This window comes from Xanthomonas sacchari, from assembly GCF_040529065.1.
GTDB lineage: Bacteria > Pseudomonadota > Gammaproteobacteria > Xanthomonadales > Xanthomonadaceae > Xanthomonas_A > Xanthomonas_A sacchari.
Map to the genome: position 1 here is coordinate 4,772,146 of NZ_CP132343.1, position 22,145 is coordinate 4,794,290.

Genomic DNA, 22,145 nt, shown 5'->3' on the forward strand with positions numbered 1-22,145 from the left:
GCTGCGGCCTGTGCGGGATGTCGCTGCGCTCAGTAGCGGAAGAACACGGTCTCGTGCTCGCCCTGCATGCGCACGTCCCACTGGTAGCGGTTGGGCGGCTGTGGTTGCGCGATCAGGGTGGCGCGGCGCTCGGCCGGCACCTGCGCCAGGATCGCGTCGCCGTCCAGGTCGTCGTCGCCGAAGTACAGCCGCGTCGGCGCGGCGCGCAGCAGGCCGCGCATGAACACCAGCACCACCAGGTGCGGCGCCTGCAGGCCCTTGGGCCCGGCGACACGGCCGGGCTTGACCGTGCGGAAGGCGAAGCGGCCCTGCGCGTCGGTCGGTACCCGGCCCCAGCCATGGAAGGCGGGGTCGTGGTCGCCGCGGCGCGGATCGGCGGCATGGTCGTAGATGCCGGCGGCATCGGCCTGCCAGATCTCCAGCAGTGCATCGCCGACCGGTACGCCGTTGCCGTCGAACACGCTGCCGACGATCTCCACGTGGGTGCCCTGCGCCTGCGCCGGCGCGATCTCGGTGCGGTACAGCGGCTCCAGCCCGATGCGGTAGTAGGGGCCGACCGTCTGCGAAGGGGTTGCCTGGAAACTCATCGCCTCACTCCCAAGGGGTCTGCTTGCGTCCGCGCAGGACGATGTCGAAACGGTAGCCCAGCGCGAACTCGTTGGCGGTGGTCTCCCAGTCGAACGCGGAGACCATGCGCTCGCGCGCCTTGGGGTCCTCCACGCAGTTGAAGATCGGGTCGAACGCCAGCAGCGGGTCGCCAGGGAAATACATCTGCGTGACCAGGCGCTGGCCGATGCCGTCGCCGTGCAGCGAGAAATGGATGTGCGCCGGGCGCCAGGCGTTGTAGTGGTTGCGCCACGGATAGGCGCCGGGCTTGATGGTGGTGAAGCGGTAGCGGCCGTGCTCGTCGGTCAGCACCTGGCCGGTGCCGGTGAAGTTGGGATCCAGCGGCGCGTCGTGCTGGTCGCCGGCATGCAGGTAGCGGCCGGCGGCGTTGCACTGCCACACCTCGACCACGCTGTTGCGTACCGGCTTGCCGTTCTCGTCGAGCAGGCGCCCGCTGACGATGATGCGCTCACCCAGCGGCGCGCCGGGGAAGCCGGCGGTGAGATCGGCGGCGTGTTCGCCGAGGGTGGTGCGGTCCAGGGTCGGGCCGGTGGCTTCGGACAACGTCAGCGGGATCGCGATCGGATCGCGGGTCGGGCCGCGCGCGCCGGTGGAGGCGTAGGGCGGGTGCAGGTAGGCCGGCTGCGTCCCGGGGTACGGGCGCCGATAGCCGAGCAGGGGATCGATGGGGGTGTCGTCGCGCATCGTGCGGTCTCGCTGGCTCCGCGCGGAGCCGGTTGGCTGGAAGAATGATGCAGGCGTATGCGGCGCAGCGTCGATGGGGCGAGCGGCTACAGCCGCTCGATCGCCAGCGCCACGCCCTGGCCGACGCCGATGCACATGGTCGCCAGCCCGCGGCGACCACCGCTGGCCTCGAGCTGACGCAGCAGGGTCAGGGCGAGGCGCGCACCGCTCATGCCCAGCGGGTGACCGAGCGCGATCGCGCCGCCGTTGGCGTTGACGTGCGCGGCATCGTCGGCGACGCCGAGTTCGCGCAGGCAGGCCAGGCCCTGCGCGGCGAAGGCTTCGTTGAGTTCGATCGCGTCGAAGTCGCCGATGGACAGCCCCAGCCGTGCCAGCAGCTTGCGCGTGGCCGGCACCGGGCCGATGCCCATGTAGGCCGGCTCCACGCCGGCGCTGGCGAAGCCCAGCACGCGTGCGCGCGGCGTCAGGCCCAGCGCCTGCACCTGCGCGTCGCTGGCCAGCAGCAGCGCGGCGGCGCCATCGTTGATGCCCGAGGCATTGCCGGCGGTGACCGTACCCGGCTGGCGGAAGATCGGCTTGAGCCTGGCCAGCGCCTCAAGGGTGGTGTCGGCGCGCGGATGCTCGTCGACGCTGACCTCGACGGTCTCGCCACGCTTCCTGCCCGGCGCGGTCACCGGCACGATCTCGCCGTCGAAGAAGCCGGCGGCCTGCGCGGCGGCTGTGCGCTGCTGGCTGCGCAGGGCGAAGGCGTCCTGGTCCTCGCGCGAGATGCCGTAGCGTGCGGCCACGTTCTCGGCGGTCTCGCCCATCAGCTCCACTCCATACAGTTGCTGCAGCTTCGGATTGACGAAGCGCCAGCCCATGGTGGTGTCTTCGAGCTGCTGGTTGCGGGCGAAGGCGCTGTCGGCCTTGCCCATCACCCACGGCGCGCGTGACATCGACTCGACGCCGCCGGCGATGGCCAGGCCCAGCTCGCCGGCGCGGATGCCGCGCGCGACGGTGCCGATGGCATCCAGGCCGGAACCGCACAGGCGGTTGACCGTGCTGCCCGGCACGCTGAACGGCAGGCCCGCCAGCAGCAGGCTCATGCGCGCGACGTTGCGGTTGTCCTCGCCGGCCTGGTTGGCGCAACCCAGGTAGACGTCGTCGAGTTGCGCCGGATCCAGCTGCGGTTGCCGCGCCAGCAGCGCCTGCAGCGGCACCGCGCCGAGGTCGTCCGCGCGCACCCCGGCCAGGGCGCCGCCGTAGCGGCCGATCGGCGTGCGGATGCCGTCGATGATGTAGGCCTCGTTCATGCCGCCTCCGTGGAATCTGCCAGGGTCAGCGCCAGCCCGGTGGCCTGGCGCAGGTCGTCCAGGCTCACGCCCGGGACCAGTTCAAGCACGCGCGCGCCGTCCGGCCCCAGCGCGAATACGCCCAGGTCGGTGTACACCCGCGACACGCAGCGCAGCCCGGTCAACGGATAGCTGCACACGTTGACCAGCTTGGGTTCGCCACGCTTGGTCAGCAGTTCCATCATCACGTAGACCTGCTTGGCGCCGATCGCCAGGTCCATCGCACCGCCGACCGCGGGAATGGCATCGGCCGCGCCGGTGCTCCAGTTGGCCAGGTCGCCATGCACCGACACCTGGAACGCGCCGAGCACGCACACGTCCAGGCGCCCGCTGCGCATCATCGCGAACGAGTCGGCGTGGTGGAAATAGCAGCCGCCGGTCAGCAGCGTCACCGGCTGCTTGCCGGCGTTGATCAGGTCCAGGTCTTCCTGGCCCGGCGGCGGCGCCGGCCCCATGCCGAGCAGGCCGTTCTCGCTGTGCAGGAAGATCTCCTTGTCCGCCGGCAGGAAGTTGGCCACCGCGGTCGGCAGGCCGATGCCCAGGTTGACGTAGGCGCCCTCGGGGATATCGCGCGCCACCCGTGCGGCCAGCGCGTTGCGGTCGATGCCGCGCCCGTTCAATGCGTGCATGCATCCTCCTGTGCGGTGCGCACCGCCACCAGCCGCTGCACGAAGATGCCCGGCGTCACCACCGCTTCCGGATCCAGCGCGCCCAGCTCCACCACCTGTTCCACCTGCACGATCGCGCAGGTGGCGGCCATCGCCATCAACGGGCCGAAGTTGCGCGCGGTCTTGCGGTACACCAGGTTGCCCCAGCGGTCGCCGTGGTGCGCCTTGATCAGCGCGAAGTCGGCGCGGATCGGATACTCCAGCACGTAGTGGCGGCCGTCGATCTCGCGGGTCTCCTTGCCGGCGGCCAGTTCGGTGCCGTAGCCGGTTGGGGTGAAGATCGCGCCCAGGCCGTTGCCGGCGGCATGAATGCGTGCGGCCAGGTTGCCCTGCGGCACCAGCTCCAGTTCCAGCTCGCCTGCGCGGTAGGCCGCGTCGAAATGCTGCGAATCGCTCTGCCGCGGGAACGAGCACACGATCTTGCGCACGCGCTTGTGCTTGATCAGCGCCGCCAGCCCGGTCTCGCCGTTGCCGGCGTTGTTGTTGACGATGGTGAGTTCACGCGCACCTTGCGCGATCAACGCATCGATCAGCGCATCGGGCATGCCCGCGGTGCCGAAGCCGCCGATCATCACCGTGGCGCCATCGTGGATGTCGGCCACCGCCGCAGCGCACGAGTCCAGGGTCTTGTCGATCATCGGCGCCGCTCCGCCGTCGCCGGCCGGGGGCGCAGCGCACGGGGGCGCAGGCGCATTACGGGGTCTGCCACGACATCCTCCTCCAGGTCGCTTCGGGAGGCCACGTTAGGCCCGCTCCGGCGGGCGGTCAATCCGATTATCGGATGCATAGTTCGATAAACGAACAATTTAACGCCATGGCAACGGCGTGCCGATCCCGCCCTGTTGTATACATTGGCTGTCGTCCCGCATCGGGCGACGGCGCGACGGCAGTGTATTCGTGCTCACGCGCCCGCAACACGCAAGGATCTTCCCCAGCCTGTTGTATACACAATCGAGGTCGCCGCCATGCAGTCGTCCGCTCCGGCATTTCCGCTCAATGCCTGGTACGCCATCGCCTGGGATCACGAGGTCAAGCACGCGCTGCTGCCGCGCAAGGTGTGCAATCTGGACATCGTGCTGTACCGCACCAGCAACGGCCGCGTGGCCGCGCTCGAGGACGCCTGCTGGCATCGGCTGGTGCCGCTGTCGATGGGCCGGCTGCGCGGCGACGACGTGGTCTGCGGCTACCACGGCCTGGTCTACGACGCGAACGGGCGCTGCGTGCACATGCCCTCGCAGGACACCATCAATCCGTCCGCCTGCGTGCGCCGCTTCCCCACCGTGGAACGGCACCGCTACGTCTGGGTATGGCCGGGCGATGCGGCGCTGGCCGATCCCGCACTGGTGCCGGACCTGCACTGGAACGACGACCCGGCCTGGGCCGGCGACGGCCGCACCATCCACGTCAAGTGCGACTACCGGCTGGTGCTGGACAACCTGATGGACCTAACCCACGAGACCTTCGTGCACGGCTCCAGCATCGGCCAGGACGAGGTCGCCGAGGCGCCGTTCGACGTGGTCCACGGCGAACGCAGCACGGTGGTCTCGCGCTGGATGCTGGACATCGACCCGCCGCCGTTCTGGGCGTGGCAGATCGAACACGCGCACGGCTACCGCGGCAAGGTCGACCGCTGGCAGATCATCCGCTTCGAGGCGCCCTGCACCATCGCCATCGACGTCGGCGTGGCGGTGGCCGGCAGCGGCGCGCCGCAGGGCGATCGCTCGCGCGGGGTCAACGGCTACGTGCTCAACACCATCACCCCCGAGACCGACCGTACCTGTCACTACTTCTGGGCGTTCGTGCGCAACCACTCGCTGCACGAGCAGTCGATCACCACGCGCCTGCGCGACGGCGTCACCGGCGTGTTCGGCGAGGACGAGCTGGTGCTGGAGGCGCAGCAACGCGCCATCGACGCGCATCCGGACCATATGTTCTACAACCTCAACGTCGATGCCGGCGGCATGTGGGCGCGGCGGCTGATCGAACGCATGGTCGCCGCCGAGCAGCGCAACCAGGACCTGCAGCTGCGCATGGTCGGATGAACCGCCGCCAGAATCCCGGAGCTACCGCCATGTCCGCCGCGCATCCGTTCCGCTCCAGTGCCGCGCAGACCACCCGCGCCCTGCTGGAAGTGCGCGAGCTGATCCTGGCCGGCGCCCTGCCCGCCGGCGAGCGCCTGTCCGAGGTCGCCCTGGTGGAGCGGCTGGGCGTCTCGCGCACGCCGGTGCGCGCCGCCCTGCAGCGGCTGGCCGAGGAAGGCCTGGTGCAGCCGCTGCGTGGCGGCGGCTACGCGGTGCAGGCGTTCGACGAGGCCGATGTGGACGACGCCATCGAACTGCGCGGCACCCTGGAAGGGCTGGCCGCGCGCCGCGCGGCCGAGCGCGGTGCCGAGCCGGCCTTGCTGGCGCGGGCACAGTCGTTGCTGGCGCAGATCGACGCCGTCCTGGCGACGCGACCACTGAGCGAGGAGGCCTTTGCCCGCTATGTGGACTGCAACGCGCAGTGGCACGCCTTGCTGTTCGAGATGGCCGGCAGTGCGCTGCTCTCGCGCGAGTTCGCGCGCGTCGCGCAACTGCCGTTCGCCTCACCCAGCAGCTTCGTGCTCGAGCGCGGCCAGGCCGCCACCGTGCTATCGATCGCGCAGGACCAGCACCGCCAGGTGCTGGATGCGATCGTGCGCCGCGAAGGCGCGCGCGCCGAAGCCTTGATGCGCGAACACGCGCGGCTGGCGCAGCGCAATGCGCACCACGCCCTGCACGACCAAAACGCGCTGGGACAGATTCCCGGCAGCCGCCTGCTGCGGCGGCGTCCGCCGGCCTGATCGCGACGCGCGCCGTACCAACCTCCTCTTCCCGCCTGCCGGACCCCGCCATGCGCAAAGACACCCAGTGGACCACCGCCCGCGTCGTCGCCGTTGCCACGCCGTGCCAGGACGTGCGCGAGATCGTGCTCGATCCCGGCCGCGCCAGTCGCCCGTTCACCGTCGGCAGCCATCTCGACGTGCGCGTGCGCATCGGCGAGGCCTGGCACGAACGCTCCTACTCGCTGGTCGGCGAGCCTGCCGCCGATGGCCACTACCGCATCGCGGTGCGCGCGGTGCCGGACAGCCGCGGCGGTTCGCGGGCGATGTGGGCGCTGGCGCCAGGCGACCAACTGGAGATTTCCTCTCCGAACAATCACTTCGCCCTGGACGAGACCGCCGAGCACATCGTGCTGGTCGCCGGCGGCATCGGCATCACCCCGATCCTGGGCATGGCGCAGCGGCTGGCACGCGGGCGCATTCCGTTCCAGTTGCTCTACGCCGGCCGCAGCCGCGCCAGCATGGCCTACCTGGAGCATCTGCAGGACCTGCTGGGCGAGCGCCTGCAACTGTTCTGCCCGGAACACCTGGGCCAGCTCGAGCTGGCTGCACAGATCGCACAATGGCCGCGCAACGCCGACGTCTACGCCTGCGGCCCGCTGCCGCTGCTGGACGAACTGCGGCAACGCTGGCGCGACGACGGCCGCGCCCGCGCGCGCCTGCACTTCGAGACCTTCGGCAACAGCGGCAACGCGCCGGCGCAGCCGTTCGTGGTGCAGGTGCCGGCGCTGGGCAAGACCGTGCAGGTGGCCGAGAACGAATCGCTGCTGGACGCGCTGAGCGCGGCCGGCGTGGAAGTCATGGCCGACTGCCGCCGCGGCGAATGCGGCCTGTGCGTGGTCGAGGTGCTGGACGCGGCCGCCCCGCTGGACCACCGCGACGTGTTCCTCAGCGACGAACAGCGCTACAGCAACCGCAAGCTGTGCGCCTGCGTCTCGCGTGCGCTCGGCGGCAGCGTCAGCATCGACACGGGCTACCGCGCCGACGCGTTCTGACGCCTGCGCGCATCGCCCTCTCAGCGCGCAGGCGCCGTCCACGCGGGTGGACGGCACCTGCCAGCGATCAACGCGCGCGACGCGACCTCACTTGGTCGCCGCGTCCCAATGCTCCTGGATCTTGCCGTTCTGGATGCGGAACATGTCGAACCAGGTGGTGGTGTAGGTCTTGCTGGCGTCCTTGGGATCGGGCAGCGTGCGCACCGACACCAGGGTCACGTAGTCGCCCTCGGCCAGGATCGCCACCAGCGGCAACTGCACGCGCGGCTGGATCGGCGTCGGCTTGACGAAGGAAGTCAGGAACGCCAGGAACGCATCGCGGCCGTTGGCCACGTTGGGGTTGTGCTGAATGTAGTCCTTGGCCATGTATATCGGCGCATATTCGGTGTGCCCGGCTTCGAACACGATGCGCCAGAAGTCGTAGACCAGGCGCTTGTTGGCGCTGGTGCGCCAGTCCTCGCCGTGCAGCAGTTGCTCATGGTTGGGATTGGCGGTGACCGCGGTCTGCGCGAACGCGGACGCGGCGGGAAGCGCAAGCAGCAGCGCCAGCAGGCAGGCCTGAAAACGGATCTTCATGGAAGACGCTCCGATGGGGGAACAGGGGAATGCGCGATGACGCCGCGCTGCCGCGATGCGCGGCAACGAGGGCACCGGCGCGGCTGCAGCGTAGCAACGTGCAGCCCTTGCGCAATCCAGAAAATCGCAAAAAACCGGCAGTTTTACCGGCTTTTTTCCTAGTCTGGGAGAATCGCCACAGTTACCTGGATATCAGAAATGGCGAAGTACCACGCACCTAAAGGTGTGCATGCAGTGCATGGCGCCGCGATGTGTTGGCGCTCTGCACGATCATCCATCGGCGCGCTTGATCGCCGTCATCGATCACAATGATCGACGACTCTTCTATCGAGGGTGGGGATTCGGAATTCGAGATTGGAAGAAAGCCGAGAAGGACACGATCTACGTGCGCAGGGGAACTGGGACGCGGCTTTGCCAATCCCCAATCCCGACTCACCAATCCCCGCTCTAAACCGCCAACGGCAGTCCCGCGTAATTCTCGGCAATCGTGGCGCGACCGGCGGCGCTTCCAAGCAGATAGTCCAGTTCCGCATCGTGCAGGCGGCGGCTGAACGCGTCCTCGTCCGGGAAGCGATGCAGCATCGTGGTCATCCACCAGGAGAAGCGCTCGGCCTTCCACACGCGTTGCAACGCCAGTTCCGAATAGCGCTGCAGCGGCGCATCGCTGCGCTTCTGCTGCGCCTGCGCGAACAGGTGCGCGAGCAGGCCGACATCGCCGGCCGCAAGGTTCAACCCCTTGGCGCCGGTCGGCGGCACGATGTGCGCGGCATCGCCGGCCAGGAACAGGCGGCCGTACTGCATCGGCTCGGCGACATAGCTACGCAGCGGCGCGATGCTCTTCTCCAGCGATGGGCCGGTGACCAGCGCCTGCGCCACGTCGTCGGGCAGGCGCCGGCGCAGTTCGTCCCAGAAGCGATCGTCCGACCAGTCCTCCACCCGCTCGTCCGCCGGCACCTGCACGTAGTAACGGGTGCGGGTAGGCGAGCGCATGCTGCACAGGGCGAAGCCGCGTGCGTTGCGCGCATAGATCAGTTCGTCGGCCACAGGAGGGGTGTCGGCGAGCACACCCAACCAGCCGAACGGATAGACCCGTTCGTACACGCGCAGCACCTCGGCCGGGATCGCGCGGCGGCTGACCCCGTGGAAGCCGTCGCAGCCGACCACATAGTCGCAATCCAGGCGTTGCGTGACGCCGTCCTGCACGAAGCTCAGCCACGGCTGCGGCCCGCCGATGTCGTGCAGTTGCACGTCCTCGACGGAATAGAGCGTGGTGGCGCCGGCGGCACGGCGTGCGTCCATCAGGTCGCGGGTCACTTCGGTCTGGCCGTAGACGGTGACCGCACGGCCGCCGGTCGCCGCACTCAGCTCGATGCGTTCGCGGCGCTGCTCCAGCGCCAGTTCGAAGCCGTGGTGGACGATGCCTTCGCGCTGCATGCGCGCGCCGGCCCCGGCGGCGCACAGCAGGTCGGCGGTGCCCTGCTCCAGCACGCCGGCGCGGATCCGCGACAGCACGTGCTCCGGCGTCTGCCGTTCGACGATGACGGTGTCGATGCCGTGGCCGTGCAGCAACTGCCCGAGCAGCAGTCCGGCCGGGCCGGCGCCGACGATGGCGACCTGGGTACGCATGCGTCCTCCGCAGGATGGGACCGACGCACAGTGTTCCGGCTGCGGCGCGCCAGGGACATGGATCATTGCGACCGATTCCGGTACTTTTCGCCGATGCCCCGCACCGCTTCCGCCGCTGCCGCGTCGCCCGTCACGGTCCCCGCCTTCCGCCTGTACGGCGAGACGGGCGACCGCGAGACACCGGACCTGTTGCACTGGGAATCCATCGCCGCACGCAGCCGCCTGCACGACTGGCACATCCGCCCGCACCGCCACGACGACCTGCTGCAACTGCTGTATCTGCAGCGCGGCAGCGCCGGCCTGCACTTGGACGGAACGCAGCAGCGCCTGCGCGGACCGTGTCTGCTGCTGTTGCCGCCGCTGTGCGTGCACGGCTTCCGATTCCAGCGCAACGTGCGTGGCCACATTGTGACCGTCTCGGCGCCGCTGCGGCAGCGCCTGGCGGCGCAGTGGCCGAGCCTGGACGAGGCGCTGGCGCAGCCGATCTGCCTGCCTGCGGGCGACCAGCAACCGGTGCTCGACGCCTGCTTCGCCGCCATCGCCAGCGAACACGCGCAGCGCCGCCCCGGCCGCGAGCCGATGCTGCAGGCGCTGGCGACGCAGGCCTTGCTGTGGGCGGCGCGCGGCGCGCTGGCGCAGGCCCATGCCGATCCGCACGATGCCGACCGCGGCGCACGCCACGTGCGCGCCTACACCGCGTTGATCGACGCGCACTATCGCGAACACTGGCCGCTGGCGCGCTATGCCGACCGGCTCGGGCTGAGCCGCAGCCATCTCAACGCGCTATGCCGACGCCTGGCCGGCGCCTCGGCGCTGGAGCTGCTGCAACGGCGGATCATGCTCGAGGCGCGGCGCAGCCTGGTCTACACCACCCTGACCGTGCAGCAACTCGCCGAAGTTCTTGGCTATGCGGACGCGGCTTATTTCAGCCGCTGCTTCCGCCGACATGCAGGATGTTCGCCGATGCAGTTCCGGCAGCGGGCGCAGGGGTGACAGGATCCGCAGTCAGAACGGAGATCGCGGTGCGGTCGCTCTACTGTGGGAGGGACTTCAGTCCCGACACGTGATCGATGATCGACCTGCCCCACTTCGTTCGTCGCGGCTGAAGCCGCTCCTACGACTGGGCTGCGCGTACGTCGTAGGAGCGGCTTCAGCCGCGACCAGGTATTTCAAACCCACGCGCGAACAGGCCGAGCGCGACTCCTACGCTAGAGTCCTGTACTGGTCGGCAAGTTGCATCGCCGAGCGCCACACCGACGCCCGGCGACCCCACCCTCAGAACGGATACTGCGGCGCGCTGTCCTGGATCGTCACCCACTGCCAGTGCGTGTACTGGCCCCAGTCGGCGGGGCCGCCCATGCTGGTGCCGTTGCCGGAGGCGCCGGTGCCGCCGAAGGGATTGGTGACTTCGTCGGCCACGGTCTGGTCGTTGATGTGCAGCAGGCCGGTGTGCAGGCGTTCGCCCAGTGCCATCGCGCGGCCGACCGAGGCCGACAGGATGCCGGCCGACAGGCCGTATTCGGTCTGGTTGGCCAGCGCCACCGCCTCGTCGTCGCTGTCGAAGGCGATCACGTTGGCGACCGGGCCGAACACTTCCTCCTCGAACGCCGGCATGCCCGGCCGCACGTTCGACAGCACCGTGGGCGCGTAGAACAGGCCGTCGTGGGTGCCGCCGGCCTCGATCACCGCGCCGGCCGCCACCGAGACATCGACCACGTCCTTGACGTGCTGCAACTGGCGCTGGTCGATGATGGGGCCAAGCGCCACGTGCGCGGTGGCCGGGTCGCCGACCGGCAGATGCCGCGCCTTCTCGGCCAGGCGCCGGGTCAGTTCGGCGGCGATGCTGCGCTGGACCAGCACGCGGCCGGTGGCCATGCAGATCTGGCCCTGATGGAAGTACGCGCCGAAGGCGATCGCCGACACCGCCTTGTCCAGGTCGGCATCCTCCAGCACGATCAGCGAATTCTTGCCGCCCAGTTCCAGCGCGGTCTTCTTGAGGTGCTTGCCGGCCAGCTCGCCGATGCGGCGGCCGGCGGCGGTGGACCCGGTGAACGCGATCATCGGCACGCCCGGCGCCTCGACCAGCGCCTGGCCGGCATCCGCACCGCCCGGCAGCACGTGCAGCAGGCCCTTCGGCAGGCCTGCCTGCTGCAGCACCTCGGCGATGACGAAGCCGCCGGCGTACGGCGTGCGCGGATCGGGCTTGAGCACCACTGCATTGCCCACCGCCAGCGCCGGCGCCACCGAACGCAGCGACAGCACCAGCGGGAAATTGAACGGCGAGATCACCCCGACCACGCCCAGCGGCAGGCGCCGCGCCAGGCTCAGCCGGCCCGGTGCGGTCGGCAGCACCTGGCCCTGCGCCTGCAGCGGCATCGCCGCGGCCTGCTGCAGCAGCACGATCGCCTCGCGCACCTCGTGCTCGCCCTTGGGCAGGATGCCGCCGGTCTCGCGCGCGATCAGCGCCGCGGCCGCCGCCGCATGCTGCTGCAGCACCTGCGCGGCGCGATGGAACACCGCCGCACGCTCGCGCGGCGGCGTGGCCGCCCAGGCGCGTTGCGCCTCGCGCGCCTGCGCCACCGCCGTGGCCACGTCGGCCGCATTGGCCTGGCCGACGCGGTGCAGCGGCGCGCCGCTGCCGGGTTCGATCACCTCGAGGACGCCGCCCTGGGCGGCGATCCACTCGCCATTGAAGATGCGCTCGCTCCAGGTGGACGCGGCGGCCAGGGGTTCGGTGCTGTGCATGATGTCTACTCTCGTGGAAAGGATGGGCAGGGGCGTACTCAGATCGACGTGGCGGCCAGTCCGCCGTCCACCGGCAGATTGACGCCGTTGATCCAGCGCGCCGCATCGGAGGCCAGGAACACCACCGCTTCGGCCACTTCGTCGGCATAGGCCGGGCGCTTCATCTTGCCGGCATCGGCCTGGACCCGCTCGGGCCCGAGCATGGTGACGAAATCGCCCAGGATCGGTGTGAACACCGGGCCGGGCGCGACGCTGTTGACGCGCACCGAATGGTCGGCGAACCAGTCGCGCGAACGCAGCAGCGTCCACACGATCAGCGCTTCCTTGAAGTACTGGTAGCAGGTGTCCTGCGGCACCGGATGCGTCGCCAGCCAGTCGCTGCCGGCGGCGTAGCTGTCGGTGGCGGCCAGTTGCTTGTGCAGGTCCAGTCGCTGCGGCCACTCCGCGCCGAGAATGGAGGCGATGTTGATGATGCTGCCACCGGGCACGATGCGCGGCAGCAGCGCCTGGCTGAGATGGCGCAGCCCCAGGTAGTTGACCTTCGCCACCACGTCCATAGGCGCGGTGCCGGGCACGCCGGCGATGTTGGCCAGCGCATCGATGCGTTCGGGCAACTGCGCCACCAGCGCGTCGATCGAGGCCGGGTCGCCGAGATCGGCCTGGTGGAAGCCGTGCAGGGTCATGTTGACCGGCTGGCGGTCGATGCCGATCACCGTGGCGCCGTGGAAGCGCGCCAGGCGCGCGACCTCGGCGCCGATGCCGGAGGCCACGCCGGTGACGAGGAGGGTCTTGTTGTGCAGGTTCATGGCAGCGCGTGTCCGTTGCGGAGTTGATCAGAAGACGTGGATGTACTGGACGTTGACGTTATGGCCGGAGGGCGCGTTCTTGACCTCCACCGGCATGTAGAAATTGGCGTTGAAGATATTCTTCTGGTCGATCCGCCACGACAGGCCGGGGCCGAGATAGAACAGGGTCTGCTTGCTGTCGGCCACGCGTTCGCCATTGGTACGGTTGTCGCGCAACTGCTTGAGGTAGTAACCGTTGATGCCCATGTGCAGGTCCTTGACCACTTCCAGCGAGCTGGCGAAGTTGAGCCAGGCGGCGTCGCCGGCCTGGCCGTTGCGGAACACGAAGCCATCGCCCTGCGGCACGTTGGAGGCCTTGTCGGCGCGGAAGTTGTAGATGTAGTTCAGCCGCCCGCTGATCTCCCAACGCGGCGTCGGCAGGATGCTGAAGGCCCAACTCGGCAGCACCGACCAGTAGCCCGAGCCCTGGTTGACGTCGCGGTTGCGGTCGAACTTGCCGATCGGCGCCAGCGCATCCAGTTCGAAGCGCTGCGAGAACACCGGCCGGCCATCGCGGATCACCGGCGCCATCTGCAGGTACGGGCCGATGGTCAGGTCGCCCAGGCCGAGGCCGTTGTCGCGCAGCCGCACCGGGCTGTCGTAGGCGAACGAGGTGTCCAGGTCGACCAGCGCCGCCAGCGCAGTGATGCCGAGGGAGCCGCCGAACAGCTTGTAGTCGCTGAGGTAGGCGACCTGGGTGACCCATACCGAGGAGCCGATGTGCGGATCGCGGAACACCGGCACGTCGTCGCCGTGCGCGTCCTTGATCGCATCGAAGTCGTAGCGGCGCAGGTACTGGATCGCCGTCCAGCCCGGATTGGGTTTGCTGAAACCGTCGAAGAAGCTGGTGCCGCCCGTGTTGATGCCGGTCGGCAGGGTGGCGCTCTGCGGCACCGATTGCGCGGCCGCCGGGGCGGCGCAGGCGATCGTCAGCAAGGCGAACAGGGACACGCGCGGGCGGGTGCGCGGCGACGAGGGAACACGATGACGAACACGGGTCACGGGCAGGCACTCCAAGCGAAAGGGAAACGACGGGGTGCGGGGGAAGAGAAACGCGAACAGGCGCCGCCGCGCGCAGGGCGCGGCCGCACGGCGACGCGCAGCGTCAGCGGGACGCCGGCAGCGGGTCGGACATCAACGAGGAAGACGGGCGCGCGGCGCAGGCCGGCCGCGCCCACGCACAGGGCTACAGGCGGTCGAGCGCGTCCAGCCGGTCCAGCGCCTGCAGCAGCGCGCGTGCGGAAGTCGCGCCGAGCGCGGTGCCGAGCTGTTGCTCCATGCGCACCACTTCGGCTTCGGCCTGCGCCAGCAGCGCCGTGCCGGCGGTGGTCAGATGCAGGTGCTGCATGCGCCGATCCTGGCGCCCGCGCACCTGCCGCAGCAGCTTGCGCTTGACCAGGCGCGCGACCACGATCGCCAGGTTCGGCGGCGATACGCTCAGCACTTCGCCCAGTTGCCGTTGGTTGATGCCGGGATTGGCGTCCACCAGCACCAGCAGCGAATACTCCACCGGCTTCAGCTCGAAGGCGCGCACGCAGTCCTGGAACAGCCGCCGCACCTGCAGTTCGGTGCGGGTGATGCGGTAGCCGATCAGGCTGGTCAGGCGTCGCTGGTCCACGCTGTCCGCCATGTGCGGATCGGCGGGCAACGCGCTGTTGGACATCTCGGGACTCGGTTTCGAACTCACGGCGCTTCCTGCATGGGGCGTCCTGCGGCCAGGTCACGGCGGCTGCGCACGCATCCGTCGGCGCCGGCCGGCGGTGCCGTCGCCATTGCATTGTAGGGGCATGGCCGCGCATGGTCACAACGCCGCGTCCACGCGCCGCAGCAGCGCCCGGTACGGCGCGGCGGCGGTCCACAGGCACAGCGCGCCGAGCAGCGCCGCCCCCATGCATACCACGCCCAGCGACAGCCCGACCTGGCGCTCGTCGGCGAGCACGTGGTCGGTGCCCAGCGCCACCAGGTACGGCCCCAGGCCCAGTCCGATCAGGTTGACCAGCAGCAGGTAGATCGAGGTGACCTGGCCGCGCAGCCGGTTCGGCGTGACCGCCTGCAGGATCGCCGGTGCCAGCGCCACCGGCATGCCCAGCACGAACGTGGTCAGCGCGACTGCCGCCAGCGCCAGCCACGGCCCCGGCGCGATCGCGAACAACGCGTTGCTGACCACCAGCAGCACCGCCCCGACCAGCGAGATCTTCAGCGCCGCATCGCGGCTGCCGCGCGCGGCCAGGCGGTCGGCGAGGAAGCCGCTGAACAGCATGCCGGCGATGCCGAAGGTGAGGATGATGATGCCGTAGGCCGGGCCGATCTCGCCCGGGGTCCACTGCCAGCGGCGGATGAAGGTGGCCGGCAGCCAGGCGGTGATGCCGAAGGTGATCATCGCGATCACCCCGTTGGCCAGGAACAGCGACACGTACACCCGCGCGTTGTCGCGCAGGTGGCTCAGGTCCGGGCGCACGCTGGGCACCGCCGCGGCCTGCTCGCGCCGCGCCGGCTCGCGCACCGTGGCCATCAGCGCGATCACCGCCAGCCCGGGCAGCGCCACCAGGATGAAGGCCGCCTGCCAGGGCCGGAAGCTGCCCAGCAGCGGCAGCACCACCGTGCTCTCCTTGCTGGTCGCTGCGATCACCAGGCCGCCGACGATGAACGCCGCCGCCGAGCCGATGTAGACGCCGGAGGTGTACACGCTCATCGCCCGCGCGCGTTTTTCCGGCGGGAAGTAGTCGGCCAGCATCGAGTACGCCGCCGGCGACAGCGAGGCCTCGCCGACACCGACGAACACCCGCGCCAGGAACAGGGTGAAGAAGCTGGTGACGTAGGCGCCGGCCGCGGTGGCCGCGATCCACACCACCACGCCGAGCACGATCAGGTTGCGACGGTTGCGGCGGTCGGCGACGCGGCCCAGCATCACCCCGATCAGTGTGTAGAACACCGCGAAGGCGAAGCCGTGGACCAGGCTGAAGGCCGAGTCGGACAGCTGCAGGTCGCGCTTGATCGGTTGCACCAGCAAACCCAGGATCTGCCGGTCGACAAAGGACAGCGTGTAGGCCAGCAACAGCACGAGGGTGACGTACCACGCATACAGCGGGCGGTACGGCGCAGGCGATGACAGCGGATCGCGCATGGGAAGGCTCCGGCTCAGAAGCGCAGGGTCAGGAAGGGGGCGATGTAGAAGTAGTCGCGGCCGCGCACCGCGCCCTCGCGCAGGAACGGTCCGGCCTGGGTGTAGTGGGCGTACACGTCCAGGCTGGCGAAAGCGTTGAAGCGGTACTTCACCCACACCACCGAGCGCGTGCCGATGTCGCGCGCGTCGTTGGCGTCGCCCGGCTGCAGCACCCGCCAGCCGGCCGCGTACACGCCGTCGTGCAGGCTCTGCCGCTGCAGCTTGAGCACGTACATGTCGATCCACAGCCGCTCGCTGGGACGCAACACCAGCTCGGGGCCGATGGCGCGCACGTTGCTGCTGATCATGCTGCCGTCGAACACCGAGGCACGCGCATACAGGCCATTGAAGGTATTCAGTTCGCCGTCGCGCGGATCGCGGTCGCCGGAGGACGCTTCCATGCGCCAACCCAGGCGCGGCGTCCACTCGGTCTTGGCGAAGGTATAGCCGCCAAACAGCGTGCCCTGCCAGGCGCGCACGCGCTGGCCGGCGAAATGGCCGCGCTGGCCGATCAGTTCCAGGTCGTAGTCCCAGCCCTGCACCGCGCCGCTCAGACGCGTGGACAGCGTGTGCCGATGCTCCTCGCCGACCACCCCGCCATAGCGGCGCCCGTCCTGCACGGTGTCCAGGTACAGCGTCTCCAGCAGTGCCGCCTTCGGCTGGCTGGGCGACAGCGGCACTTCGGCGTGCGCGCCCCACAGGCGCTGGTCGCGGTTGGTGCGGTCGTCGAAACTGCCGGTACGGGTCAGCACCGGGCGCCCCCACAGCAGGCCGCCGCTCCAGCGCGGTTGCCGGGTCAGCAGCCGCACCGCATCGAACGGCATGCGCGAATTGGCCGGGTCGCGCGGATCGAGCAGGCGCTGCCAGCCGTAGGCGATCTGCTGGCGGCCGGCGCGCAGGCGCCAGGCCGGCTCCTTCTGCCCGTCGGACAGTTCGACGAAACCCTGCGCCAGGTCCAGCGGGTTGCGGTCGGTGGCCTGCACCGGCCGCGTCTGCAGACCGGCCACGCGGCTGTCGGCCAGTTCGCCGAACAGGCGCAGGTACGCCGAGGGCCGATAGTCGGCCCACAAGCGCAGGCGCTGCTGCGCATAGCCGTGCGGATCGGTGGCGAAGCGGCCGAAGCCGGCGTGTTCGCGATAGTCGTACAGCGTGCGGCTCTCGCCGCCGAGGCTGAGCCAGCCATCGCCGACGGGGATGTACTTCCATTTCTCCCAGCCCTGGCGCGGACGCGCGGCCAGCGCCGAATAGTCCTCCTGATCGGCCAGCAGCTTGCCCTGCGGGCCGCTGTTTTCGGCATCGGCCTGGGCGCAGCCGACGCTGCACAACATTGCCAGGCACACGGTACGGGGCGCACGGCGTGCGCGCGCATGAGGCACAGTCATCGATTCCCTCCCAAGTCTCGAAGCCAGTGGTGCGAAGGAGCGCGATCCGCTATCCGGTCGCGCGGCCGAGCGGTTCGGTCATGACGGCGGCGTCGCCACCGCGCCCGGTGCGGTGCCGGCGTAGAGCTGTTCGACCAGCGCCGCCCGTGCGCGCAGCACGTTGCGCTGGTTGATCGAACCCTTGTCGGTGATTTCGCCGGCCTCCAGGCTCGGCGGCTGTTCCAGCCACGCCGCGCACGCGACATGGCTGGCGCTGCCGGTGGCGCTGCGGTTGAGCGTGTCGAGCAGCCGCTGCAGCCAGGCGCGCACCGGCGGCGCCTGCAGCACCTGCGCCGCCTCGGCCTGCGCCGACAGCCCGGACAGCGCCTGCAGCGCGTCCAGCCGCGGGAACAGCAGCAGGCCGATGGCGTCGCGGTCGGCGCCGGTGACCACCACGTCCTGCACGTAGGCGGCGCCTTCCATCAGCACCCGCGTGCGCAGCGGGCCGACGCTGACGAACACGCCGGAGGACAGCTTGAAATCTTCGGCCAGGCGCCCGTCGAACAGCAGGCCGCGCTCGGGATGCTGCGGATCGATCGGCTTGAGCGCGTCGCCGGAGCGGTAGAACCCTTCCTCATCGAAGGCCTCGGCCGTCTGCTGCGGTGCGTTCCAGTAACCGGGCATCACGTGCGGCCCACGGAAACGCGCTTCCAGCTTGTCGCCGACCGGCACCAGCTTGACCTCGCAACCCGGCGCCGGCACGCCGACGTCGCCAGGCGTGTTGCTGGTGCCGTGGGTGAAGGTGCACGACGGCGCGCACTCGGTCATGCCCAGGCCGGCGAGCATGCGGATGCGCTCGCCGCAGTGCGCCTCGGCGATGCGCTCCAGCCGGTCCCAGACTTCCTGCGACAACGCCGCAGCGGCGAAGAAGAACATGCGCATGCGCGACAGGAAGGTCTCGCGCAGCGCCGCATCCTGTTCCAGCGCCTGCGCCAGCTGTTCCCAGCCGCGCGGCACGCTCAGGTACACGGTGGGCGCGATCTCGCGCAGGTTGCGCAAGGTCTGCTCGAACAGCGCCGGGGTCGGCTTGCCGTCGTCCAGATAGAAGCTGCCGCCGTTGTACAGGGCGATGCCGATGTTGTGGCTGCCGCCGAAGGTGTGGTTCCACGGCAGCCAGTCGACCAGCACCGGCGTCTCGCCAAGCACCGGGAAGGTCTGCAGCAGCATCTGCTGGTTCGCGCACAGCATGCGCTGGGTGGTGATCACCGCCTTGGGCAGCAGGGTGGAGCCGGAGGTGAACAGGAACTTGGCGATGCTGTCCGGGCCGCAAGCGGCGAAGGCGGCATCGGCAGCGTCCAGCGCGCGCGGTGCCAGCAGTTCCTCGAAGCGCAGGCAGGCGCGATCGCGCAGGGTGCCGCGCACGCACACGGCCGGTACATCGGTGGGGAACACGGCCGCGATCGCCGGGGCGAATGCGTCGCCGTCGCTGGCGAACAGCAGCCCCGGGCGCAGCACCTCGGCCACATGCCGCAGCTTGGCGAAATCGCGCGACAGCAACGCATAGCCCGGCGACACCGGGCAGTACGGGATGCCGGCATACATCGCCGCGAACGCCAGTTGCAGGTGTTCCAGATCGTTGCCCGACAGGATCGCCAGCGGCCGTTGCGCCGACAGGCCCATGTCCAGCAGGTGCGCAGCGATGCGGCGGGTGCGCTCGAGCATCTGCGCGTAGCTCAGCCGCCGCCACTGCCCATCTTCGTCGCGCTGCGCCACGAAGGTCGCATCGGGGGTGTGCAGCGCCCAGTGCTGCAGGCGCTGCAGCAGGTGCCTGGGCAGCGGCGCCAGCGGTTCGCGCGCGCGCAGGCGCAGCACGCCGTCGGCATCGCGGTGGACCTCGGTATCGGCGTGGCTCAGTCCGACAGGACGGTAGCGCACGGCGGTGGCAACGGACTCAGCGGCATTCATCGGAACCATCCGGAGGAGAAAGACGGCACGGCGTGCGGCAGCGCCGCCGCGGCCCCTGCGGGCCGCAAGCGACGCGACGGGTCAGCGCTTGTAGGTCTGCAGACCGGGCTTGATGGTTTTGTCGTCCAGGAATTGCTTCAGGCCTTGTTGCCGGCCCTTCTCGGGATCGCGGTGATTGGACTGGTCGACCTTGGCGTACAGGTAGTCCTCGTTCTGCTCCCAGGTCAGCTCGCGGCAGCGCTTGAAGCCGTGCTTGGCGAAGCGCAGCACCACCGGGTTCTTCTGCTGCAGTTCCTGGGCCAGCTTGGTCACTTCGGCGCGCAGCTGCGCGCGCGGCACGCTGGCGTTGACCAGGCCCATCTGCGCCGCCTCGGTGCCGGTGAAGGTACGCCCGGTCATGATGTAGAGCATGGCGTTGCGGTGGCCCATGGTGTCGGCGACCGCCTTGCTGACCAGGTTGCCCGGCGGGATGCCCCAGTTGATCTCCGACAGCCCGAACACTGCCTCGTCGGCGGCGATGGCCAGGTCGCAGGCCACCAGCGGCGAGAACGCACCGCCGAAGCACCAGCCGTTGACCGCGGCGATGGTCGGCTTGCTGTAGAAGCGCAGCAGGCGCCACTGCCACTGCGAGCAGTCGCGGCGCATGCGCTCCTGCACGATCTCTTCCTTGCCGTCGGTCTCGCGGAAGTATTCCTTCAGGTCCATGCCGGCCGACCAGGATTCGCCGGCGCCGGTCAGCACCAGCACCTCGGCGTCGCTGTCCAGCTCCAGCGTCTCCAGCACGTCGATCATCTCGCGATTGAGCGTGGGACTCATCGCGTTGCGCTTGTCCGGGCGATTCAGGGTGACCCAGGCGATGCCTGCGTCGATCTCGACCTGGACGGTCTGCCAGCGGTCTTGGTAGCTGCTCATGGATAGGCCTGCATGGGGAGGGGGAAGGAGCGATCACTTAGGACTGATAATAGTTATAGATCATCATTATTTCGGCGCAAGCTGCACTGCAGCATGGCGCCGCGCGGTGGTGGGAGCATGGCGGTACGCCCTTGGGCGGCGCGACAGCAATCGCGATACCGGGTTTCGTGGGCGTCGTGAAGGGAGCAGGCCATCCCAGGACCTTAGATCCGTCGACGCATCGCCGCGAGGCTTCACGCCCAGCGAACGCAATGCTCACGGGGGACGTTCAGTCCCGGGTTAGCATCCAGGCCACAGGGGTTCCGTCGACACCGGGGTGATGTGATGCACACCGTCTCCGCGCTTGACCAACCGACCCACGCTCGCGTCCGCATCGATCTGGACGCCGAGATGGCGTACTGGCAGCAGGCCCACGCCGAGGGCCGTCTCGGCCGCCAGGGATTCGCCGACTACGCGCAGCTGCTGAAGATCGGCTACGACGTCTATCTGGCCTATCCGCGCGCCAGCGAGGCGCAACTCTACCGAGTGCTGCAGGACGCCTATCACCAGTGCGCGCCGATGCTGTCGGTGCCGTGGGACGAGGCGCGCTGGTTGGTGCGGCATGCGTGGCAGCATCTGGCGCATTCGGGGCGTTGTCACTGAGGGGCGCCTCGCGCAGCGGGGCATCTCGTCGTTGCCCGCGTAGGAGCGGCTTCAGCCGCGACGGGCGTTACCGAGAATGCCTGTCGCGGCTGAAGCAACTCCTATGACAAGTCTTTGGTCGTTACTGAAGGCGCCCACAAGGCGCCGCGTGCCGGCGTAGCCGCGACAAACAGGACAGCACACCATCGCGTGCATGGCACACCGCGGCCTGCGCCGCGGGTTTGCTGTCGTTCGCTCCCCACGCTGCTGTCAACGCGACGACGTGGGCGGCGACGCGCTGTGCTCCTTCGCCTCCAGGCGCCCATGGAACGCGTTCGATCCCTTGCCCGGCGCCGTCGCCGACTCGCCCTCGCTGCGCTTGAGCCGCTGCTTGCGTTGTTCGACCACGTTGCTGGCCAGCGCCACGCGACGCCCGATCACCATGTCGGTCAGCCAGTCGATCAGGTAATGCGTGTAAGCGGCCTGGTGCGCTTTTTCGGTCAGCGCATGATCGGCGCCGGCGATCGTGCGCGTGGTCAGCGATCGCGCGTTGGAGAACGCTGCCGCATAGTTGCGCAGTACCTGCCCGGGTACGATCACGTCGCGCTCGGCCTCCACCAGCAGCACATCGCCGCGATAACGCTGGCAGGCCGCCAGAGCGCGGTTGTCCGCCGGCGTCACCACGCGGTTGCGGTACGGCATCAGGTCCGGATCGCGGTTCAGCGCGACCTTCGGCCCGTCCCAGTGCGCGTCCTTGTACAGCGCCGGCGAGCGCAGGGCCAGCCACTCCACCGGCCGCTCCAGCGTCAGCAACGCGGCCAGGTAACCGCCGTAGCTGAGCCCCACCACCGCGATCGCCTCCGGATCCACCTGCGGCGAGGCGGCCAGGCGATCGTAGGCGGCCTTGATGTCGTCCAGGTTCTGCGCCCGCGTCACCGTCTCGCGCATCGCCGCCAGGCCTTCGTGGCCGCGCAGGTCGAAGGTCAGGCACACGCAGCCCAGGCCCGCCGCCTCGCGCGCGCGCACCAGGTTGTGGTGCTGGTTGCCGCCCCAGCCGTGCACGAACAGCACGCCGGGCAGGCGGCTGGTCGGCGTCAGCAAGGTGCCGCTGAGCGCCGCATCGTCGACCGGGATATCGATGCTGGACAGTTCGGCTTCCATGG

At 69.6% G+C, this 22,145-nt stretch carries 21 protein-coding genes; 5 read left to right on the top strand and 16 right to left on the bottom strand.

What is annotated here, in order from left to right:
* Positions 1-29: 29 nt before the first annotated feature.
* The 5 genes from pcaG to RAB71_RS20335 all read right to left on the bottom strand — a co-directional run bounded on the left by pcaG (position 30) and on the right by RAB71_RS20335 (position 3,951).
* Positions 30-587, bottom strand: a complete 558-nt coding sequence (gene pcaG / locus RAB71_RS20315) for a protocatechuate 3,4-dioxygenase subunit alpha (protein WP_010343715.1) — start codon at positions 585-587, stop codon at positions 30-32.
* A 4-nt stretch (positions 588-591) separates the two neighbouring features.
* Complete coding sequence (pcaH, locus tag RAB71_RS20320) at positions 592-1,311, bottom strand: protocatechuate 3,4-dioxygenase subunit beta (RefSeq protein WP_010343716.1); 720 nt, start codon at positions 1,309-1,311, stop codon at positions 592-594.
* A gap of 86 nt (positions 1,312-1,397) precedes the next feature.
* Entirely contained in the window at positions 1,398-2,606 is a 1,209-nt protein-coding gene (gene pcaF / locus RAB71_RS20325; protein WP_010343717.1) for a 3-oxoadipyl-CoA thiolase, read from the bottom strand.
* Positions 2,603-3,274 carry a 3-oxoacid CoA-transferase subunit B gene (locus tag RAB71_RS20330; protein WP_029562203.1) on the bottom strand — a complete coding sequence of 224 codons (672 nt, stop codon included), beginning with the start codon at positions 3,272-3,274 and terminating at the stop codon, positions 2,603-2,605. Before RAB71_RS20330 ends, pcaF begins: the two co-directional genes overlap by 4 nt.
* Positions 3,262-3,951, bottom strand: coding sequence for a 3-oxoacid CoA-transferase subunit A (locus tag RAB71_RS20335; RefSeq protein ID WP_010343719.1), 690 nt, complete (start codon positions 3,949-3,951; stop codon positions 3,262-3,264). The genes RAB71_RS20330 and RAB71_RS20335 overlap by 13 nt, the downstream gene beginning before the upstream one ends.
* A gap of 327 nt (positions 3,952-4,278) precedes the next feature.
* On the opposite strand from RAB71_RS20335, the gene RAB71_RS20340 reads away from it, so the two are divergent.
* Genes RAB71_RS20340 through RAB71_RS20350 form a run of 3 tightly spaced genes read left to right on the top strand, consistent with a single transcriptional unit; the run spans position 4,279 to position 7,168 of the window.
* A complete protein-coding gene (locus tag RAB71_RS20340; protein ID WP_010343720.1) occupies positions 4,279-5,355 on the top strand; it encodes an aromatic ring-hydroxylating dioxygenase subunit alpha in 1,077 nt (358 codons plus the stop codon).
* 29 nt (positions 5,356-5,384) lie between these two features.
* On the top strand, positions 5,385-6,134 hold the full coding sequence (locus RAB71_RS20345; RefSeq protein ID WP_010343721.1) for a GntR family transcriptional regulator: 750 nt from the start codon (positions 5,385-5,387) through the stop codon (positions 6,132-6,134).
* Between the two features lie 50 nt (positions 6,135-6,184).
* A complete protein-coding gene (locus tag RAB71_RS20350) occupies positions 6,185-7,168 on the top strand; it encodes a PDR/VanB family oxidoreductase (RefSeq protein ID WP_010343722.1) in 984 nt (327 codons plus the stop codon).
* A gap of 87 nt (positions 7,169-7,255) precedes the next feature.
* On the opposite strand, the gene RAB71_RS20355 is transcribed toward RAB71_RS20350, so the two are convergent.
* Both RAB71_RS20355 and pobA read right to left on the bottom strand, forming a co-directional pair.
* A complete protein-coding gene (locus RAB71_RS20355; protein WP_010343723.1) occupies positions 7,256-7,744 on the bottom strand; it encodes a nuclear transport factor 2 family protein in 489 nt (162 codons plus the stop codon).
* Positions 7,745-8,191: 447 nt separating this feature from the next.
* Positions 8,192-9,370, bottom strand: a complete 1,179-nt coding sequence (gene pobA / locus RAB71_RS20360) for a 4-hydroxybenzoate 3-monooxygenase (RefSeq protein WP_010343724.1) — start codon at positions 9,368-9,370, stop codon at positions 8,192-8,194.
* 93 nt (positions 9,371-9,463) lie between these two features.
* On the opposite strand from pobA, the gene RAB71_RS20365 reads away from it, so the two are divergent.
* The gene (locus RAB71_RS20365) at positions 9,464-10,363 is read left to right on the top strand and encodes a helix-turn-helix domain-containing protein (RefSeq protein ID WP_010343725.1); all 900 of its coding nucleotides are present in this window, start codon (positions 9,464-9,466) and stop codon (positions 10,361-10,363) included.
* Between the two features lie 282 nt (positions 10,364-10,645).
* Here RAB71_RS20365 and RAB71_RS20370 read toward each other — a convergent pair whose 3' ends face one another.
* The 8 genes from RAB71_RS20370 to RAB71_RS20405 form a co-directional block, all read right to left on the bottom strand.
* Complete coding sequence (locus RAB71_RS20370) at positions 10,646-12,115, bottom strand: benzaldehyde dehydrogenase (RefSeq protein WP_010343726.1); 1,470 nt, start codon at positions 12,113-12,115, stop codon at positions 10,646-10,648.
* Positions 12,116-12,153: 38 nt separating this feature from the next.
* Complete coding sequence (locus RAB71_RS20375; RefSeq protein WP_010343727.1) at positions 12,154-12,921, bottom strand: coniferyl-alcohol dehydrogenase; 768 nt, start codon at positions 12,919-12,921, stop codon at positions 12,154-12,156.
* Positions 12,922-12,948: 27 nt separating this feature from the next.
* Positions 12,949-13,896 (bottom strand): transporter, encoded by a 948-nt coding sequence (locus RAB71_RS20380; protein WP_029562204.1) that lies wholly within the window; start codon positions 13,894-13,896, stop codon positions 12,949-12,951.
* A 250-nt stretch (positions 13,897-14,146) separates the two neighbouring features.
* On the bottom strand, positions 14,147-14,623 hold the full coding sequence (locus RAB71_RS20385; RefSeq protein WP_010343729.1) for a MarR family winged helix-turn-helix transcriptional regulator: 477 nt from the start codon (positions 14,621-14,623) through the stop codon (positions 14,147-14,149).
* Between the two features lie 138 nt (positions 14,624-14,761).
* Positions 14,762-16,084, bottom strand: coding sequence for an MFS transporter (locus RAB71_RS20390; protein ID WP_010343730.1), 1,323 nt, complete (start codon positions 16,082-16,084; stop codon positions 14,762-14,764).
* A 14-nt stretch (positions 16,085-16,098) separates the two neighbouring features.
* Entirely contained in the window at positions 16,099-17,451 is a 1,353-nt protein-coding gene (locus RAB71_RS20395; RefSeq protein WP_010343731.1) for an alginate export family protein, read from the bottom strand.
* Positions 17,452-17,583: 132 nt separating this feature from the next.
* A complete protein-coding gene (locus RAB71_RS20400) occupies positions 17,584-19,449 on the bottom strand; it encodes a feruloyl-CoA synthase (RefSeq protein ID WP_010343732.1) in 1,866 nt (621 codons plus the stop codon).
* Between the two features lie 81 nt (positions 19,450-19,530).
* A complete protein-coding gene (locus RAB71_RS20405) occupies positions 19,531-20,361 on the bottom strand; it encodes a p-hydroxycinnamoyl CoA hydratase/lyase (protein ID WP_010343733.1) in 831 nt (276 codons plus the stop codon).
* Between the two features lie 324 nt (positions 20,362-20,685).
* On the opposite strand from RAB71_RS20405, the gene RAB71_RS20410 reads away from it, so the two are divergent.
* Positions 20,686-21,003 (top strand): hypothetical protein, encoded by a 318-nt coding sequence (locus RAB71_RS20410; protein WP_010343734.1) that lies wholly within the window; start codon positions 20,686-20,688, stop codon positions 21,001-21,003.
* Between the two features lie 249 nt (positions 21,004-21,252).
* Here the strand turns inward: RAB71_RS20410 and RAB71_RS20415 are convergent, their stop codons facing one another.
* Positions 21,253-22,143 (bottom strand): S9 family peptidase, encoded by an 891-nt coding sequence (locus RAB71_RS20415; RefSeq protein WP_010343735.1) that lies wholly within the window; start codon positions 22,141-22,143, stop codon positions 21,253-21,255.
* Positions 22,144-22,145: the final 2 nt, after the last annotated feature.

What these genes read in the sequence shown, in the direction of transcription:
- RAB71_RS20410 (WP_010343734.1), top strand. Translation starts at nt 20,686, where the DNA reads ATGCACACCGTCTCCGCGCTTGACCAACCGACCCACGCTCGCGTCCGC.
- RAB71_RS20345 (WP_010343721.1), top strand. Translation starts at nt 5,385, where the DNA reads ATGTCCGCCGCGCATCCGTTCCGCTCCAGTGCCGCGCAGACCACCCGC.
- RAB71_RS20385 (WP_010343729.1), bottom strand. Translation starts at nt 14,623, where the DNA reads ATGTCCAACAGCGCGTTGCCCGCCGATCCGCACATGGCGGACAGCGTG.
- pcaG (WP_010343715.1), bottom strand. Translation starts at nt 587, where the DNA reads ATGAGTTTCCAGGCAACCCCTTCGCAGACGGTCGGCCCCTACTACCGC.
- RAB71_RS20355 (WP_010343723.1), bottom strand. Translation starts at nt 7,744, where the DNA reads ATGAAGATCCGTTTTCAGGCCTGCCTGCTGGCGCTGCTGCTTGCGCTT.
- RAB71_RS20390 (WP_010343730.1), bottom strand. Translation starts at nt 16,084, where the DNA reads ATGCGCGATCCGCTGTCATCGCCTGCGCCGTACCGCCCGCTGTATGCG.
- pcaF (WP_010343717.1), bottom strand. Translation starts at nt 2,606, where the DNA reads ATGAACGAGGCCTACATCATCGACGGCATCCGCACGCCGATCGGCCGC.
- pcaH (WP_010343716.1), bottom strand. Translation starts at nt 1,311, where the DNA reads ATGCGCGACGACACCCCCATCGATCCCCTGCTCGGCTATCGGCGCCCG.
- RAB71_RS20395 (WP_010343731.1), bottom strand. Translation starts at nt 17,451, where the DNA reads ATGTTGTGCAGCGTCGGCTGCGCCCAGGCCGATGCCGAAAACAGCGGC.
- RAB71_RS20340 (WP_010343720.1), top strand. Translation starts at nt 4,279, where the DNA reads ATGCAGTCGTCCGCTCCGGCATTTCCGCTCAATGCCTGGTACGCCATC.
- RAB71_RS20335 (WP_010343719.1), bottom strand. Translation starts at nt 3,951, where the DNA reads ATGATCGACAAGACCCTGGACTCGTGCGCTGCGGCGGTGGCCGACATC.
- RAB71_RS20415 (WP_010343735.1), bottom strand. Translation starts at nt 22,143, where the DNA reads ATGGAAGCCGAACTGTCCAGCATCGATATCCCGGTCGACGATGCGGCG.
- RAB71_RS20370 (WP_010343726.1), bottom strand. Translation starts at nt 12,115, where the DNA reads ATGCACAGCACCGAACCCCTGGCCGCCGCGTCCACCTGGAGCGAGCGC.
- RAB71_RS20330 (WP_029562203.1), bottom strand. Translation starts at nt 3,274, where the DNA reads ATGCACGCATTGAACGGGCGCGGCATCGACCGCAACGCGCTGGCCGCA.
- RAB71_RS20405 (WP_010343733.1), bottom strand. Translation starts at nt 20,361, where the DNA reads ATGAGCAGCTACCAAGACCGCTGGCAGACCGTCCAGGTCGAGATCGAC.
- pobA (WP_010343724.1), bottom strand. Translation starts at nt 9,370, where the DNA reads ATGCGTACCCAGGTCGCCATCGTCGGCGCCGGCCCGGCCGGACTGCTG.
- RAB71_RS20350 (WP_010343722.1), top strand. Translation starts at nt 6,185, where the DNA reads ATGCGCAAAGACACCCAGTGGACCACCGCCCGCGTCGTCGCCGTTGCC.
- RAB71_RS20365 (WP_010343725.1), top strand. Translation starts at nt 9,464, where the DNA reads ATGCCCCGCACCGCTTCCGCCGCTGCCGCGTCGCCCGTCACGGTCCCC.
- RAB71_RS20375 (WP_010343727.1), bottom strand. Translation starts at nt 12,921, where the DNA reads ATGAACCTGCACAACAAGACCCTCCTCGTCACCGGCGTGGCCTCCGGC.
- RAB71_RS20400 (WP_010343732.1), bottom strand. Translation starts at nt 19,449, where the DNA reads ATGAATGCCGCTGAGTCCGTTGCCACCGCCGTGCGCTACCGTCCTGTC.